The organism is Brevibacillus humidisoli (assembly GCF_020923435.1).
In the GTDB taxonomy this organism is placed as follows: Bacteria; Bacillota; Bacilli; order Brevibacillales; family Brevibacillaceae; genus Brevibacillus_E; species Brevibacillus_E humidisoli.
Genome location: NZ_CP087263.1, coordinates 335,953 through 352,969, shown reverse-complemented (window position 1 = coordinate 352,969; position 17,017 = coordinate 335,953). Strand labels below are relative to the sequence as shown.

The 17,017-nt window shown below is 51.7% G+C and carries 8 protein-coding genes, 13 tRNA genes, 3 rRNA genes and 1 pseudogene; 3 read left to right on the top strand and 22 right to left on the bottom strand.

Annotation, left to right across the window (positions count from 1 at the left end; all coding sequences use genetic code 11):
* Positions 1-91: 91 nt before the first annotated feature.
* Complete coding sequence (locus LOK74_RS01850; protein WP_230044934.1) at positions 92-766, top strand: B3/B4 domain-containing protein; 675 nt, start codon at positions 92-94, stop codon at positions 764-766.
* A 36-nt stretch (positions 767-802) separates the two neighbouring features.
* On the opposite strand, the gene LOK74_RS01845 is transcribed toward LOK74_RS01850, so the two are convergent.
* The 4 genes from LOK74_RS01845 to LOK74_RS01835 all read right to left on the bottom strand — a co-directional run bounded on the left by LOK74_RS01845 (position 803) and on the right by LOK74_RS01835 (position 5,226).
* Positions 803-2,143 (bottom strand): purine/pyrimidine permease, encoded by a 1,341-nt coding sequence (locus LOK74_RS01845; RefSeq protein ID WP_230044933.1) that lies wholly within the window; start codon positions 2,141-2,143, stop codon positions 803-805.
* Positions 2,144-2,304: 161 nt separating this feature from the next.
* A complete protein-coding gene (locus tag LOK74_RS01840) occupies positions 2,305-3,270 on the bottom strand; it encodes an alpha/beta fold hydrolase (RefSeq protein ID WP_230044932.1) in 966 nt (321 codons plus the stop codon).
* A 169-nt stretch (positions 3,271-3,439) separates the two neighbouring features.
* Positions 3,440-3,694, bottom strand: a complete 255-nt coding sequence (locus LOK74_RS24325; protein ID WP_420908713.1) for a class I SAM-dependent methyltransferase — start codon at positions 3,692-3,694, stop codon at positions 3,440-3,442.
* Positions 3,695-4,044: 350 nt separating this feature from the next.
* Positions 4,045-5,226, bottom strand: a complete 1,182-nt coding sequence (locus tag LOK74_RS01835) for an aminotransferase-like domain-containing protein (RefSeq protein ID WP_230044931.1) — start codon at positions 5,224-5,226, stop codon at positions 4,045-4,047.
* A gap of 425 nt (positions 5,227-5,651) precedes the next feature.
* On the opposite strand from LOK74_RS01835, the pseudogene LOK74_RS01830 reads away from it, so the two are divergent.
* Positions 5,652-6,843 (top strand): annotated as a pseudogene (locus LOK74_RS01830) (IS3 family transposase).
* A 64-nt stretch (positions 6,844-6,907) separates the two neighbouring features.
* Here the strand turns inward: LOK74_RS01830 and LOK74_RS01825 are convergent.
* From LOK74_RS01825 to LOK74_RS01745, 17 genes are all read right to left on the bottom strand, one after another.
* Positions 6,908-6,994 (bottom strand) — tRNA-Leu (locus tag LOK74_RS01825).
* A gap of 25 nt (positions 6,995-7,019) precedes the next feature.
* Positions 7,020-7,094: transfer RNA gene (locus LOK74_RS01820), tRNA-Cys, on the bottom strand.
* An 11-nt stretch (positions 7,095-7,105) separates the two neighbouring features.
* Positions 7,106-7,181 (bottom strand) — tRNA-Gly (locus LOK74_RS01815).
* 6 nt (positions 7,182-7,187) lie between these two features.
* Positions 7,188-7,262: transfer RNA gene (locus LOK74_RS01810), tRNA-Gln, on the bottom strand.
* Positions 7,263-7,284: 22 nt separating this feature from the next.
* Positions 7,285-7,360: transfer RNA gene (locus LOK74_RS01805), tRNA-His, on the bottom strand.
* Positions 7,361-7,389: 29 nt separating this feature from the next.
* Positions 7,390-7,463: transfer RNA gene (locus tag LOK74_RS01800), tRNA-Trp, on the bottom strand.
* An 11-nt stretch (positions 7,464-7,474) separates the two neighbouring features.
* Positions 7,475-7,550 (bottom strand) — tRNA-Phe (locus tag LOK74_RS01795).
* A 15-nt stretch (positions 7,551-7,565) separates the two neighbouring features.
* Positions 7,566-7,642, bottom strand: a tRNA-Asp gene (locus LOK74_RS01790).
* A 90-nt stretch (positions 7,643-7,732) separates the two neighbouring features.
* Positions 7,733-7,809, bottom strand: a tRNA-Met gene (locus LOK74_RS01785).
* Positions 7,810-7,836: 27 nt separating this feature from the next.
* Positions 7,837-7,912: transfer RNA gene (locus LOK74_RS01780), tRNA-Val, on the bottom strand.
* Between the two features lie 71 nt (positions 7,913-7,983).
* A tRNA-Glu gene (locus tag LOK74_RS01775) sits at positions 7,984-8,060 on the bottom strand.
* Positions 8,061-8,067: 7 nt separating this feature from the next.
* Positions 8,068-8,160 (bottom strand) — tRNA-Ser (locus LOK74_RS01770).
* A gap of 8 nt (positions 8,161-8,168) precedes the next feature.
* Positions 8,169-8,243 (bottom strand) — tRNA-Asn (locus LOK74_RS01765).
* Positions 8,244-8,336: 93 nt separating this feature from the next.
* Positions 8,337-11,397 (bottom strand): 23S ribosomal RNA (locus LOK74_RS01760).
* A gap of 121 nt (positions 11,398-11,518) precedes the next feature.
* Positions 11,519-11,635: ribosomal RNA gene (gene rrf, locus LOK74_RS01755) — 5S ribosomal RNA — on the bottom strand.
* Positions 11,636-11,819: 184 nt separating this feature from the next.
* Positions 11,820-13,369, bottom strand: a 16S ribosomal RNA gene (locus LOK74_RS01750).
* Together the 16S, 23S and 5S rRNA genes with 13 tRNA genes alongside form the textbook arrangement of a ribosomal RNA operon.
* 329 nt (positions 13,370-13,698) lie before the next feature.
* Positions 13,699-14,568 carry a nucleotidyltransferase-like protein gene (locus tag LOK74_RS01745; RefSeq protein WP_230044930.1) on the bottom strand — a complete coding sequence of 290 codons (870 nt, stop codon included), beginning with the start codon at positions 14,566-14,568 and terminating at the stop codon, positions 13,699-13,701.
* A gap of 148 nt (positions 14,569-14,716) precedes the next feature.
* Here LOK74_RS01745 and LOK74_RS01740 point away from each other — a divergent pair, with 148 nt between their 5' ends.
* Entirely contained in the window at positions 14,717-15,073 is a 357-nt protein-coding gene (locus LOK74_RS01740) for a DUF2614 family zinc ribbon-containing protein (RefSeq protein WP_230044929.1), read from the top strand.
* Positions 15,074-15,153: 80 nt separating this feature from the next.
* On the opposite strand, the gene LOK74_RS01735 is transcribed toward LOK74_RS01740, so the two are convergent.
* The gene (locus LOK74_RS01735) at positions 15,154-16,845 is read right to left on the bottom strand and encodes a glycosyl hydrolase family 18 protein (RefSeq protein ID WP_230046884.1); all 1,692 of its coding nucleotides are present in this window, start codon (positions 16,843-16,845) and stop codon (positions 15,154-15,156) included.
* Positions 16,846-17,017: the final 172 nt, after the last annotated feature.

Here is a 17,017-nt window from a genome sequence, read left to right as displayed (position 1 = left end):
ACAAAAGGTTAGAGCCTTAGACAAAAAGAATTGAAGCGAAGCTCCCAAAGAAGCTATACTACAAAAAAAGTGGACGAACGAGGTGTCAAGCATGCAGGTTTCCATTGATCCATCTGTTGCCGAACGCATCCCTAAACTAGCCCTGGGGATCCTTCACTACCAAGGCTGTAGCGTCACTCCTTCCCCCAAACTGCTGCAGGGACGAGTCAATCTGTACGTGGAGTCGCTTCGGCTGGAGCATGAACTCACCAAACTGACCGAAGTGGAAGGAGTGCGCGAATGGAGGGCAGATTTTAAACGGTTGGGGATTGATCCATCGCGCTACCGTCCATCCTCAGAAGCACTGCTCCGTCGGCTGCTGCAGGGGAATCCGTTTCACTGGATCAATACTGCTGTTGACGTGAACAACTTTCTCTCCGTGCAGCAAGCCTTGCCCTATGGCATCTACAACTACAAGCTGTTGGGAGGGGAAGTTGTCTGCCGACTTGGTCGGGAAGGCGACAGCTATCAGGCGCTGAACGGTCGTGAAGTGAATATGAGCGGAAAAATACTGTTGGCCGATGAGAACGGTCCATTCGGCAGTCCAATCGTCGATTCTGTCCGTACATCTGTTACGGAGGAGGCCGTCGACTTGCTGCAAGTGATCTTCTTTCACCAACAGGTATCGGCCGATCAACGCGACAAGATCCTGGGCATGACAGCCCGGATGTTCACCGAGATCAACGGAGGGGAAGCCGTCTTTACAAAGTTGGTCCTCTCTGAATAATGGATACTGGCTTCGCCCGCTTTTGATGGAAAAAAGTCATGAAGCTTCCAGCTTGTTTCTACCTGGACCATCCTTACGTTTGGAGCGGCGGGGCAGGATGATGTGCTCCAAGAGGAGCGAAACCAACACACCAAGCAGCAGTCCGTTTCCCAGCAGATAACTGAGCAGCGGATGCAGGCCCTGCCAAGCTGCCGATGGAACAAACATCACTCCGATGCCGATCAAAAGTGAACTTCCGATCACAGTAATGTTTCGTTCGTCCATCTCCACTTTGGTAAAATCTTTTAACCCGAATCCAAGCAGTTGCGTGTAGGTGACAAACATCGCTGCGTACGCCACAGGCGATGGTACCGATGCCAAAAACTGTGACACCGAGGGCAGAATGCCAATGGCCATCATTGCCAGCATGGCGAGGATAAACGGTCTTCTCGCGGCCATTTTGGTTGTCTCGATAACGGCTGCTGCCAGCGATAAGGGGATCATGCCAACCACTCCGGATGCGCCGGAGATGACATGGGAGACTCCTGTAAACACGCCACCGCGGTTGTACTGCCGACCGGTTGGCTCCTCTTTTGCCGCTTTGCCGACAACAGCTATGCTGGTGATGAGGTTGGTCAAGAGGACGAAACTGGTCAACAAACTGGTCAGCAGTACGCCTCCATTCCAGGCCGGCGGCCCCCAAAAGAGGAGTCCTGGCAGCACGATCGCCTCATCGCTGGCCCTGACGGGTTCGGCCCATCCCAACATGCCGTAACCGACCCATCCCACAATAATTCCGAGCAGGACGGCAAAACTGGCGACCTGCCGAATACGTGTAAATACTAGCACCAGGATCATGATCAGCACCGATGCAATGGCCACCTCAGGCTGAACCGTCTCGGACTGCTGAAAGCCGATCCCCAGCATCCCCTTGATAAATGCACTGCATAAGGAAACCGCCAGCAAGGTCATATAGGTTCCTGTTACGATAGGAGTAAACCAGAGCTGAATCCGCTCAATCAAGCGAAACATGCCCAAAATAAAAAAAAGAAGACCCGCCAGCATCAAACCAGTCTGAAATGACTGTCCGATCATCCGCGCATCCTGACCGATGCTCTGGCCAATCTGGGCCAAGATAACAAAGATCCCCCACCAGAGACCAGCCGGTCCATCCATCATCGGATAGCGATGCCCCCACAAGACCTGCAGGAGAGACGCCAAACCTGCATAGAAGATCGTCTGCTGCATCAGTTTGGCTGTTTCTGAAGCATCCAGTCCATACACGTCCCCTATCACCAGAGGGACCACGATCGTACTGGACAACGTGACAAACAACCACTGCAGCGCCGCCAGCAATGTAATTCCCAGCACAGGTCGGTCCTGTAATCCATATCTCATACCCGTCCGTCCTCTCCAACTGTCTGTTGATACGATGTATGTCTACTTGGGTTCCCGTTCCCGTGTATAGGTGCACATCCGCCAGCCCTGATCCAGGCTGCCGTCGCATCAAACTAAAGGTACCATACGTTTCTACGTCATTATACACGAAAGAAGGGCTGTTAGGGGGGATTACCTGTAGTTGACTTTCGGGAGCGCTCCAAATACGCAAGTGCTTGCAAGATTGCATCAGGCCTTATCTTGGGAATCATATGAGCGACGTCTGGAAGTACAAGCAAGTGAGAATGCGGGATTGCCTCATGTAACGGGTATGCTTGCAAGTGAGGGTTAAAGGGGTCGTCCTCACCAATGACAATCACCGTCGGCAGTGAAATCTGACCGTATCGCTTGCTTATCGCCTCTACTGCCGGACTAAACGTTAAAATATCCTCTCGATTTGCCTTTAATTGAAGCGGTCTTGGCCAAAGCGCCTCCGCAACTCGGAGATAGTCAGCCGGAACCGGATCTGGGGCAAATGTGGCTCTTACCAGTCGTTTCACGATTATTCGTCCCAGCAGTGGCAGTACCGTATGGACCAACATGTCTCCGACCAGCGGAGCCGTGACGATCCGAGAGAGGATAATGTCGGCTACCCCGGCAGGATAAGCCTCTCCTCCGTAAGCACCTGGGGCTAGAAGCACCATCCCGGAAAGTTCATCGGGATAGGCCAACGCGTAGGCAAGCACGAGGGAGCCGCTCCAAGAATGACCGACCAAAACCGGTTTTTCTATCCCCAGCTGCTGAAGTGCGCCATGCAGCAAACGCGCCTGATCGGCCGGTGTCGCCTGCCCTGTTCCTGGTCGCTCGCTATATCCGTATCCCGGGCGGTCAAACGCTATCGCCTGGTAGTTTTGCGAGACCAGCTCCACTGCCTCGATGTAATCGTGAACGGATAGAATACCGCCATGCAAAAACACAACTGGCGTTCCCGTTCCTTTTCGTATATAGTGCAGCTTGATTCCATCGCACTCCAAAAATCGTCCAAGCGGAGGCACCTTCTCCTCCGTCTGTTTTATTTTTAGCTGGTTGATTCCATACAACGCAGCGAATACCACGACAAGTATTCCCAATCCGATAAGCCCGTACATACTCCCTCTCCCTCTCCCAGAACTTACGATTTGTCAGGTTTTGCCCAAATCAGATGAACCATGCCCGCCCAATACTGTTCCGCTCTTTCAATCAAAATCTCAGATGAACGCAGCAATTCCACTATATTGCGGTTTTGATGGCACCCAATCATCCGGTAAACAAAAGGGTCTACTGCTCTCTGTGCGGCTGCAAGCATCGGGTTTGTACTCGTCCATGTTCAAGCAGCAGGATCCGGCCGCCTTTCCTGCACCAACGATGAAACAGCGTCAGTATCTGTTCAGGATTCCGGTAACTGCATAGTGATAACGTGGAAACCACCGTATCAAACGAATCATCAGGGAAAGAAAGATCCGCTGCGTCAGCTTGTATAAACTCCACTTTTCGCCCGTAATCATCAGCAGCTTGCCGAGCTTCCCTGATCATCTCCCCGTGCAGCGGAGCGCAGTAACGTCTTCCTCCAAAACCACAAATCTTGCCGTTTTCGCCGCTTCCCGTACTTCTGCGCTTGCTTGTCAAACGTGTCGATGTGGTCCGCCTGCCTAATATTCGCTCACCTCCTGGGATCATGAAATAGGTAACGAGACCGACCGAGTTGTTTTTCGTTCTTGTTGTTAATTATATTGTTAACGATAATGATATTATCCTTTATCGATGCCCTAACGTCAAGTACAAAATAAACAACTGTCAGCTAAACGTGCATAGAAAAACCCTGAAGTTCAAGAATAATCTTGATACTTCAGGGTTTTGAGAACATGATGATCCATCGAGAATGATCATTGGTCAGTTCGGATCACTGCCGCCAGCCGGACGATCCCCTCGATGATTTGCTCTTCTGTTGGATTGGAAAAGTTGAGTCGAATCATGTTCTGACGCCCTCCTTGAGGGTAAAATGCGTCTCCCGGCACGAAAACGACTTGCTTTTGCAGACAACGAAGCAGCAACTCTTTCGCAACGATCCTCTCCGGCAGCTCTGCCCATACGAACAAGCCACCATGGGGTTTGTTGACGTTGACGAGGTCGGGCATCACTCTACTGATCGCATGCAGCATCGCATCTCTTCGCCGTCTGTACGTGCTGCGCAGTAGTTCAATGTGGGCATCCAGATCATACAACTCCAGATAGCGTGCAATCTCCCACTGCGTAATAGATGAAGAGTGCAGGTCGATCGATTGCTTGACCAGTTGAAACTTCTCCATATACGGTTGCTCTGCAATCATCCAGCCGATCCGAAAACCCGGACACAATATTTTGGAAAACGTCCCCAACTGGACGACGCATCCTGTATCATCTAATGCTTGCAACGAAGTGCGTGGCTCTCCCTCGTAGCGTAGTTCAGCATAAGCGCGATCTTCCACAACGACTACATCGTACTGCTGTACCAACCACATGAACTGACGGCGCCGCTCCTCCGACCAACACCTGCCGGTAGGATTCTGGAAATCAGGATTGACGTAAATCAACTTGACCTCATCCGTGTGATCCAAGGTGTGGCGAAGCTCGTCCAGATCCATACCGTCCTCATCTGTCTCAACCTGTACAAAACGGGGGCAGTAACCACGAAAGGCATTTAGCGCACCTAGGTAGGTCGGGCTTTCACACAGAATCACATCTCCCTCATCCAAGAACACTTTCCCAATCATGTCTAACCCCTGTTGCGAGCCGCTCGTAATGATAATCTCGTCAGCTGTTATCTTTCTTGCCCCGTGACGATTATGACGGGCAGCAATTTGATCACGTAGGGGTCGATATCCTTCTGTAGTAGAGTATTGCAGCGCCTCCTGTCCTTGCTCTTCTAGGATCAAGCGGCGTACTTCAGCTAACTGGGCAAGTGGAAATAGCTCCGGAGCAGGCAATCCCCCTCCAAATGAGATCGTTCCCGGCTGCTCTGTCACTTTTAACAAATTTCGTATTTCCGAAGCTTTCATCTGTGCCATTCGTGCAGCAAGTCTGGGCATCCAGTACAGTCTCCTCTCCCTCTGTTCATCAACGCGTTTGCTGACAGATTCCGTTCTCTCCTCTCTAGATCAATACTCTTCCTATCCTTATACGAATCCGTCAAGCTTACTTGATATTGTATTGCGAGTTCACACAGGTATAAACATCCAATCAGCTAGAATATATCAGGCCAATTTTTTACCTGATTCCAGATTAAAAGGCGTACATACTGTGCAGTTAGGATCAAACGGCGTTAGCGAAGTTATGCGTTCAAGGTATGTGAAGGGCCACCCGTCATCTGGTGGCCCTTGAAGAGTAGTGCGCTGACAAAAACAAAAAAAAGCCCCATAGTGTGATATTTGATATTATCCCCTTTGAGTAGACAGTGTAAAAAAGCCCCCCACCTGGCGGTGGGTGTTACACTATCCTCGGAGGGGATTTTCGTATGGCTAAAAAAGGACAAATATTCCAACGGTACACGGAGGAATTTAAACAGAAAGCTATTACTCTGTATGAACAAACAGGAATGAGCTTCGAAGCGGTTGCCAAAGAATTAGGAGTGCCTAGTTGTACCCAGATCAAGAATTGGGTTAGGAAACACCGTAACGGAGAAGGATTGAAGGATAGAAGAGGTACAGCATCTAAAAGTAATCATCAATTTATAGGGCGTCCGCGCACTAGATTCGCTACTGTGGAGGAAGAAAGGGACTATTTGAAAGCGCAGGTTGAATACTTAAAAAAGCGCTATCCAAATCTACACGGGGAGGGTGGGTTTCAAAAGTAGCACGCTATGGGGTTATTGATCAGTTGACAACGAAGTATCCTGTTACTTGGTTAGTCGATATCGCCAAAGTTTCTCGCGCTGGTTACTACAAGTGGAAAAATAGACAAGAAGCACGGGCTGCAAGGCAACAACATAATCAACTCATTAAGGAACATCTGCTGGCGATACATAAAATACATGCTTATTTCGGCTATCCAAGAATGCAGATTGCATTAAAAAAGAAAGGGTTTCATGTAAATCACAAACGAGAGTATCGTCTGATGAAGGAAATGAATCTTCAGTCGGTTATTCGTAAGAAACGCCGCTTCTTTGGTCGAACAGCATCAGTTGTTAACCCGAACAGGCTTAACCGAGAGTTTAAAGCAGAAAAGCCAAATCAATTGTATGTGACAGATATTACGTTCATTGCCTTGCAAAGTCGCTTTTATTACCTTTCGGTAATTCAAGACCTCTATAACAACGAAGTTGTTGCCTGGCAGCTCTCTCAACGGAATGATTTAAGACTTGTTATAGATACGGTCGAGGAACTAAGCAAAAAAAGAGACGTGCAGGAAGCAGTCCTGCATTCTGATCAGGGCTTCCAGTACACGTCTAAGCAGTACAATGCACGAATAAAGGATCTAGGCATGAAAGGCAGCCACTCTCGCAAAGGAAACTGCCTTGATAATGCCCCCATTGAGTCCTTTTTTTCGCATCTCAAAACAGAAACATTGTACTTTTCTGAGTGTAAAACAGAAGAAGAGCTCTTACAAGCGATTAAAAAATACATTTGGTTTTATAACCATGAGCGTTTCCAAAAAAAAAATTGAACCAGTGTGCTCCGGTTGAGTACCGTAACACACTGGTTGCCTAGGCTTTTTTAGAGCTGTCTACTTGACAGGGGTAAGTCCATCTATGGGGCTTTTTTGTATGTAGTGTGGTGCCGGTGAAGGGACTCGAACCCCCACTCCCTTGCGAGAACTTGATTTTGAGTCAAGCGCGTCTGCCAGTTCCGCCACACCGGCATAGTAAAGAAAGATATCTATCGTATGGAGGAGGTACCCGGATTCGAACCGGGGGATAAGGGTTTTGCAGACCCGTGCCTTACCACTTGGCTATACCTCCAGAAATGCAAATGGAGCGGACAACGGGGCTCGAACCCGCGGCCTTCGCCTTGGCAAGGCGACGCTCTACCAGCTGAGCTATGTCCGCAGCACATGGCTGGGGCGCCTGGATTCGAACCAGGGCATGACGGAGTCAAAGTCCGTTGCCTTACCGCTTGGCTACGCCCCAACGCGAATTTAATTGTGAAAAATGGGGCGATCGATGGGATTCGAACCCACGAGTGCCGGAGCCACAATCCGGTGCGTTAACCCCTTCGCCACGACCGCCATATTTGTCTCCATGTGTTGTGCATAGTTGGCAGGGGCAGTAGGAATCGAACCCACACCGAAGGTTTTGGAGACCTTTGTTCTACCGTTAAACTATGCCCCTACAGAAGAAAATGGTGGTTCGGGACGGAATCGAACCGCCGACACGAGGATTTTCAGTCCTCTGCTCTACCGACTGAGCTACCGAACCAAACGCGAATGAAAATGGCGGAGCTGACGGGACTCGAACCCGCGACCTCCGGTGTGACAGACCGGCGTGAACTCCAACTTCACCACAGCTCCATGAATATGATTATATTTTAGGTGCACCCAGAGGGTACCACTATCTCACCTTAACATTGAAGTATATTCGACGTAGTAAAGGTGATATTTTGGTTGCGGGGGCAGGATTTGAACCTGCGACCTTCGGGTTATGAGCCCGACGAGCTACCGAACTGCTCCACCCCGCGACGGTATGAGTATTCGTTTCGAACGAATGGTGGAGGCTGACGGGATCGAACCGCCGACCCTCTGCTTGTAAGGCAGATGCTCTCCCAGCTGAGCTAAGCCTCCATATAAGACCCCACAAAGACATTATGCTTCAAAATAAGCTCCGATTCCTTTGTGGGGAGACAAATCAAATATGGTGACCCGTAGGGGATTCGAACCCCTGCATGACAGCGTGAAAGGCTGCTGTGTTAAACCGCTTCACCAACGGGCCATCAAAATGGCGGATGGAGTGGGATTTGAACCCACGAGACGAGTTATCCCCGTCTACACGATTTCCAATCGTGCTCCTTCGGCCTCTCGGACATCCATCCGCATAGAGTGGCTCCTCAGGACGGACTCGAACCGCCAACCTACCGGTTAACAGCCGGTTGCTCCACCATTGAGCTACTGAGGAACAGTATGAGGTGCCACGAGCAGGCGATGATGCCTGTGCCAGTCACACCTTCAAAACCGGATAACGGAATGTATAGAACAAGGAAAAGAAAGTGTGGATAAGTCCTCGACCGATTAGTATTCGTCAGCTCCACGCGTTGCCGCGCTTCCACATCGAACCTATCAACCTCATCGTCTCTGAGGGGTCTTACCAGCTTGCGCTGTGGGAAGTCTCATCTTGGAGGGGGCTTCACGCTTAGATGCTTTCAGCGCTTATCCCGTCCGCACATAGCTACCCAGCTGTGCCACTGGCGTGACAACTGGTGCACCAGCGGTGCGTCCATCCCGGTCCTCTCGTACTAAGGACAGCTCTCCTCAAACTTCCTGCGCCCGCGACAGATAGGGACCGAACTGTCTCACGACGTTCTGAACCCAGCTCGCGTACCGCTTTAATGGGCGAACAGCCCAACCCTTGGGACCTACTACAGCCCCAGGATGCGATGAGCCGACATCGAGGTGCCAAACCTCCCCGTCGATGTGGACTCTTGGGGGAGATAAGCCTGTTATCCCCAGGGTAGCTTTTATCCGTTGAGCGATGGCCCTTCCATGCGGAACCACCGGATCACTAAGCCCGACTTTCGTCCCTGCTCGACTTGTAGGTCTCGCAGTCAAGCTCCCTTGTGCCTTTACACTCTACGAATGATTTCCAACCATTCTGAGGGAACCTTTGGGCGCCTCCGTTACCTTTTGGGAGGCGACCGCCCCAGTCAAACTGCCCACCTGGCATGGTCCTCGCACCCGATCAGGGTGCCGAGTTAGAAACTCCGTACATCAAGGGTGGTATCCCAACGGCGCCTCCCCCGATGCTGGCGCACCGGATTCTCAGGCTCCCACCTATGCTGTACATGATGCACAAAGTTCCAATACCAGGCTACAGTAAAGCTCCATGGGGTCTTTCCGTCTTGTCGCGGGTAACCTGCATCTTCACAGGTATTATGATTTCACCGGGTCTCTTGCCGAGACAGCGCCCAAGTCGTTACGCCTTTCGTGCGGGTCGGAACTTACCCGACAAGGAATTTCGCTACCTTAGGACCGTTATAGTTACGGCCGCCGTTTACTGGGGCTTCGGTTCAAAGCTTCGCTTCTACCCACCGAACACAAGCTTACGCTCGCGTTCGGCGGGGCCCAGAAGCTAACTCATCCCCTTAACCTTCCAGCACCGGGCAGGCGTCAGCCCCTATACTTCGCCTTGCGGCTTCGCAGAGACCTGTGTTTTTGCTAAACAGTCGCTTGGGCCTTTTCACTGCGGCCCCCTCGGGCTCAGCCCACCTGACACAAGCTTACGCTCGTGTCAGGCGGGGACCCTCACCCTACCGGGGCGCCCCTTCTCCCGAAGTTACGGGGCCATTTTGCCGAGTTCCTTAGCAAGAGTTATCCCGCGCACCTTAGGATTCTCTCCTCGCCTACCTGTGTCGGTTTGCGGTACGGGCACCTTGTTCCTCACTAGACGCTTTTCTTGGCAGTGTGAAATCAGGGACTTCGGTACTTGTATTTCCCTCGCCATCACAGCTTGTGCTGGATGGTATGCGGATTTGCCTGCATACCACACTTGCTGCTTGGACGGCCATCCAGTAGGCCGCTCACCCTATCCTCCTGCGTCACGCCCTCGCTCAAACGGAACAAAGGTGGTACAGGAATATCAACCTGTTGTCCATCGCCTACGCCTTTCGGCCTCAGCTTAGGTCCCGACTAACCCTGGGAGGACGAGCCTTCCCCAGGAACCCTTAGGCTTTCGGTGGACAAGATTCTCACTTGTCTTTTCGCTACTTACACCGGCATTCTCACTTCCAAGCGCTCCACCGCTCCTTCCGGTACGGCTTCACCGCTGCTTGGAACGCTCCCCTACCCAGTCCGTACGGACTGCCATAGCTTCGGTGGTACGTTTAGCCCCGTTACATTTTCCGCGCAGAGTCACTCGACCAGTGAGCTATTACGCACTCTTTAAATGGTGGCTGCTTCTAAGCCAACATCCTGGTTGTCTGGGCAACTCCACATCGTTTCCCACTTAACGTACACTTGGGGACCTTAGCTGATGGTCTGGGCTGTTTCCCTCTTGACGATGGATCTTAGCACTCATCGTCTGACTCCCGGACATAAGTCATTGGCATTCGGAGTTTGACTGAGTTCGGTAACCCGATGAGGGCCCCTAGCCCAATCAGTGCTCTACCTCCAAGACTCTCACTGGACCCACCGAACCCAAGCTTACGCTCGTGTTCGGCGGGGTCCCATCCGAGGCTAGCCCTAAAGCTATTTCGGGGAGAACCAGCTATCTCCGAGTTCGATTGGAATTTCACCGCTAGCCACACCTCATCCCCGCACTTTTCAACGTGCGTGGGTTCGGGCCTCCAGTAGGTGTTACCCTACCTTCACCCTGGACATGGCTAGATCACACGGTTTCGGGTCTACGGCAACGTACTTGCGCCCTGTTCAGACTCGCTTTCGCTGCGGCTCCGTCTCTTCGACTTAACCTTGCACGCTACCGTAACTCGCCGGTTCATTCTACAAAAGGCACGCCGTCACACATTGATCGTGCTCCGACTATTTGTAAGCACACGGTTTCAGGTTCTGTTTCACTCCCCTCCCGGGGTGCTTTTCACCTTTCCCTCACGGTACTGGTTCACTATCGGTCGCTAGGGAGTATTTAGCCTTAGCAGATGGTCCTGCCAGATTCACGCGGGATTTCCCGTGTCCCGCGCTACTCGGGGTCCGTCTCGGAGAGACGCGCGTTTGGGTTACGCGACTGTCACGCTCTCTGGTCCACCTTTCCAGATGGTTCACCTACGCGCGTCTTTTGTAACTCCACGTGAGACGCCCCACAACCCCGCAAGGATAACCTTGCGGTTTAGGCTCTTCCCCGTTCGCTCGCCACTACTAGGGGAATCACTTTTGTTTTCTTCTCCTCCGGCTACTTAGATGTTTCAGTTCACCGGGTCTGCCTTCTCGCCACCTATGGATTCAGTGACGGATACCATCCCATTACGGATGGTGGGTTGCCCCATTCGGAGATCCCCGGATCAAAGCGTGCTTACCGCTCCCCGAGGCTTATCGCAGTTCGCTGCGTCCTTCTTCGGCTCCTAGCGCCAAGGCATCCACCGTGTGCCCTTAGTAACTTAACCACACGTTTTTCGTGTCATGTCGTGGGACATGCCACGTCTTGCATTTGCCTTGTCTATACTCGTTATCCAGTTTTCAAGGTACGACAATATCTAAGAGTCCAACCTCGCAAGAGGTCAAACCGCCTGGCAGCGTCCTACTCTCCCGGCCCCCTTCGGGGCAAGTACCATCGGCGCTGGAGGGCTTAACGGCCGTGTTCGGCATGGGAACGGGTGTGTCCCCTCCGCCATCGCCACCAGACGACGCACAGGATGTGCTAGTGCCTGCATTGCCACAGGATGTGGCGCCTTTAGCAGGCCTTCCTGTGTCTTTCGAGACAGGATATTTACTTTACCACGTCTGCCTCAGAGAGGCAAGTGGAAGTTGAAGGAAATGCTCCCTCAAAACTGAACAGCGAAAACGTTTGTAGCCGAAAGCTCCATAGAAAGGAGGTGATCCATCCGCACCTTCCGGTACGGATACCTTGTTACGACTTCACCCCAATCATCTGCCCCACCTTCGGCGGCTGGCCCCTTGCGGTTACCTCACCGACTTCGGGTGTTGCAAACTCTCGTGGTGTGACGGGCGGTGTGTACAAGGCCCGGGAACGTATTCACCGCGGCATGCTGATCCGCGATTACTAGCGATTCCGACTTCATGCAGGCGAGTTGCAGCCTGCAATCCGAACTGAGACTGGTTTTCAGAGATTGGCTTGCCCTCGCGGGTTCGCGTCCCGTTGTACCAGCCATTGTAGCACGTGTGTGGCCCAGGTCATAAGGGGCATGATGATTTGACGTCATCCCCGCCTTCCTCCGTCTTGTCGACGGCAGTCTCTCTAGAGTGCCCAACTGAATGCTGGCAACTAAAGATAAGGGTTGCGCTCGTTGCGGGACTTAACCCAACATCTCACGACACGAGCTGACGACAACCATGCACCACCTGTCACCGCTGCCCCGAAGGGAACCTCCATCTCTGGAGGGATCAGCGGGATGTCAAGACCTGGTAAGGTTCTTCGCGTTGCTTCGAATTAAACCACATGCTCCACCGCTTGTGCGGGCCCCCGTCAATTCCTTTGAGTTTCAGTCTTGCGACCGTACTCCCCAGGCGGAGTGCTTATTGCGTTAGCTGCGGCACTGAGGGTATCGAAACCCCCAACACCTAGCACTCATCGTTTACGGCGTGGACTACCAGGGTATCTAATCCTGTTTGCTCCCCACGCTTTCGCGCCTCAGCGTCAGTTACAGGCCAGAAAGCCGCCTTCGCCACTGGTGTTCCTCCACATCTCTACGCATTTCACCGCTACACGTGGAATACCGCTTTCCTCTCCTGCACTCAAGCCAGACAGTTTCCAATGCACACCGGGGTTGAGCCCCGGCCTTTCACACCAGACTTACCTGGCCGCCTGCGCGCGCTTTACGCCCAATAATTCCGGACAACGCTTGCCACCTACGTATTACCGCGGCTGCTGGCACGTAGTTAGCCGTGGCTTCCTCGTCAGGTACCGTCAAGGTACCGCCTTGTTCAAACGGTACGGTTTCGTCTCTGACAACAGAACTTTACAACCCGAAGGCCTTCTTCGTTCACGCGGCGTTGCTCCATCAGGCTTTCGCCCATTGTGGAAAATTCCCTACTGCTGCCTCCCGTAGGAGTCTGGGCCGTGTCTCAGTCCCAGTGTGGCCGGTCACCCTCTCAGGTCGGCTACGCATCGTCGCCTTGGTAGGCCGTTACCCCACCAACTAGCTAATGCGCCGCAGGCCCATCCGTAAGGGGTAGCTTGCGCCACCTTTCCGTTCTCTCCCATGCGGGAGACAACTCTATCCGGTATTAGCATAAGTTTCCCTATGTTATCCCGATCTTACGGGCAGGTTGCCTACGTGTTACTCACCCGTCCGCCGCTAGGCTCTCAGGAGCAAGCTCCCGATCGCCCCGCTCGACTTGCATGTATTAGGCACGCCGCCAGCGTTCGTCCTGAGCCAGGATCAAACTCTCCATTAAAGATAAGAAAGAAATTGATCTCGGTTCAAAAGCATTTGCTTAGGCTTCATATAAACGCTTCGCTGTTCAGTTTTCAAAGAGCATTGTCGTCACTGACGAGTGTCTAACTCAGAACAGCGACATTTTTAAATGTACCATACTCAGCTCATAATTTCAAGTGGTAATGATTTCAAACTTTCTGTCACGATCACAAATTGTAAAGTGACGGAGCTGTTTTTGGCCTGCTCTATCTCATGGTCAGGACAGCAACCTAAAGAAGAGACGCTTGTAAATATAGCATGACTGCCCCCTTTAAGTCAACAGCTTTTTTAAAATGGGATTTTTTAACCTTACCCTGCCAGGATGTACCCCCGTGTCATCACATTGGCGTCATGATTGTGCAGGACAACCTCTTGGATAATCGACCTTGCCGCCATCTTTTCCAACAATAGCGGCAAATCGATAGCCGTATTGGTCAACCGCGGATGCTGCTGTAATTCTTCAAGTGACCATGGACGGGCGCGCGACTGTAAAATCTCTGTTACAAAAGCGGTGCATGCCTTCATCTTAGACATCACGCTAAACTCGATTGGCAGCAGTTGCAATTCAATTCGCTTGGCGAGAGGTTCCTGGCCACAGATCAGTTCTTCGTACAGTTTGCATACGGAGGGTTCAATCGCCCGAACTTGCTGCCACAGCAGTTCCCCCGGTTGTTCTCCCGCCTCGTAAATAACGAGTCGGGCCCAGTGATACAAAGCGTTTGAAACGGATTGGTAGGCATCCAATACCTGATCCAGACGGAGCAGTTCTTTTGCCTCCAGATAACGCCGGAGAAAGCGAGCATACTCCTCGCAGACTTTCTTCTTCTGCACCTGCTTTGGCAGTGGAATCAACAAATCGAGCATTCTCTTGATGTAATCCTCCTTGTCAAACATGATTTCTGCCTGCGACAGCCAGTGAATGATTTTTTCCGGCGTTCCTTGCACGGTCCACCGTTCCACCACCCATTGGCTTACGTAGTGCTCCACAAGCCGACTCCCTTTAAACATGTAGGACTTACTCTCCCAAGCCGGAGTCGGCCGGTTAACTACTACCAGGAACAAAAAGTTGGCACCATCCAGAAACGCACTGTACTTGTCGATACTCTGAAGCAGCAGTACAGACTGCACTGGTCCACGCTGCACGATCCTCGACACGTGATTCTGCAGAGTTGTTTCCACATGAAGCCCCTCCTTTGTTCCGATTACGCTTATGGATTCTACACACTTGATACGTTTCCTGCCACCTGTAAAGAAAATCGTTTGACAACCTGCTCACAGCTTTCCCTTTCTGCTTGTGGTATACTGGTCGTTAGTAGGAGGAGATAGCATGAAACAGACGGATCACATAAGCAAAATCAAGCGCATGCGCACCTGGGCAAACTGGAATATGGGTATTGGTATCGTCGTCATGTACCTCGGGTACGCTTTCTTTGCGGGATATCTTGGTTCGTTCCTGGAACGTTCCTATCTTTTTATGACACTTATGCTCGTCCTGGGTTTTGTCATGATGATGATCAGCACGGTGCTGTTCATGATTTCCGGGATGGTTTCCACTACTTCACCACAAGTAAAATGTCCCAGCTGCGGAAAAGTAACAAAAATGCTGGGCAAGGAAGATGCCTGCATGTTTTGCGGACAGCCGCTTTTCTTAAGTGACGAAGAACGACCCCATCAGCGGGGATGATTCCGCATACCAGCACACATATCAAAAAAGCTAACAACCACCTCGTTCCTTTCCAGGACAGGTGGTTGTTGTTTTCTGCTTCATCGTTTGTGAAGCCCTTCCTCAATCGTTTCCCAGATGGGCGGCTGCTCAAAGCCCCGCCGCCAGGCAGCAATGCCAGCCAGGTCGTACTTGCGCACCAACGCTGCCCGCTTGGCCATGGAACTGCTGTCTTCCAACCAGATCTTATAGGTAGCTCCGTCTGCGGGATCTACATAACTAGCATATAGTTGACCCGATTCGGCATCCGGCTGCGGAGTCAGCTTGCGCTCTGCCAGCCAACTTTCAGCCTTGGCCATAGAGAGAGCCTTTGAAGTCACTTTGAGTGTTCCATCCGGCTGCTTCTCCTCTTTCCACAGACGCGTATAAAAAGGAACACCCAAGAGCAGCTTCTCGTTTGGCACTTCTTCCAAAACTCCCTGCAGCCCTTTCTCCACCCACGGCAGAGAAGCAACTGAACCTGCAGTTGGACTGCTGGCCCAGTGTTCGTCGTAGGTCATCACTGCTATATAATCGACAACTTCAGCCAAAGCGGCCCGATCGTAAAACATCGACCAACGTTCGCTTGTCGATTTAATCGTTACGTCCATCGAGACGGTTAAACCCTGTTCATGCAAATACGGTGTCAGTTCACGAACAAACTGAACCAGCCGCTCTTTATCCGCTAGATACACATTCTCAAAGTCGAGATTAATGCCGTCCAGATCGTAGAGGTTTGCATAATGGAGAATCTGGGCAATCATTTTCTCCCGCTGATGAAAATCAGACAACATCGCCTGCGTCCAGTCAGGATTAAAGCCGTTGGAGACGAGTCCCCATACTTGGTACCCTTGTTTGTGCGCCCATTGGACATAAGCCGGATCGGCTTTGTTGGCCAGATTGGCTTGATCGTCCGACAATTCAAACCAGGTAGGAGAAACCACATTGACTCCTGTCATTGGCGGTATCTTTGATGTGTCAGGCGTTCGGCTCACAACATGCTCCCACACCAGCGTAATCTTCCGACCTAGCGGCTTCCAGGCCGTCTTCTGTGCTTTCTGCGTGTCGGTACCATCCGGGGCTGCGACATTGCGGATATCTGTCAATGTCACGTTCTCCTCAGGGAGATATCCGATCAGTCCATCAGCGGTTTGTACGCGGTACCATCCCGTCTCTTCCTCAAGGATGTCCACAGCGGCCTTTGGCTTCAGCTCTGCCACGATCGGCGCCTTCTCAGTGGCACCGGTTCGCAGCGGCAGCGGTTCTGTCTGCTCTGACGACCCGGCAGTGACCAACCCCTGTTGAATCGTCTCCCCTGCTCGCTCCACCACGACAACATTAGTCTCCGGGATGTACCTTACCTGATAATCGTACAGCTTCTCCAATGGGGCGTACGGAATGTATCGTTTACCTTCCACATCCTTCACCGGTACCCTTAGTTCTACTGGTGTCTTGTTTAAAAAAGCGACTAGTTTCTCGCTTTCCATGCGCAGCACTTTGTCACGGGTGGTAACCACAACCGACTGACTTGGTTCGTCCCAGTAGAGATGCGGGTCCAACTGCTCCTTCACAAAAGCAAACGGGAGCAGTAGTTGATTCTGCTCCATCTGGAACGATCGCGGATATACCTCACCTTGATAAAGAACCACGTTGGATTGTCCATCATAAGGAGCAACCCGCTCTGTTGAAGGTAACTGCAAGAAATACCAAACCATTGAAGCGACCATTACCAAGAATACGAATGTTGCGAACATAGCAGCAAACGGGACTCGCTTCCGCCTTCTGCGCGGAGGGGTACCCAATGGTACAGACACAGCGTTACCTCCTATCTCCCATTACCAGCTTTCTTCTCCCAATCTGATCATAAATCAGAAGATACAGTTTTCACAACCGCTTGTTAATGTTACCAACTCCAAACATTCCTGG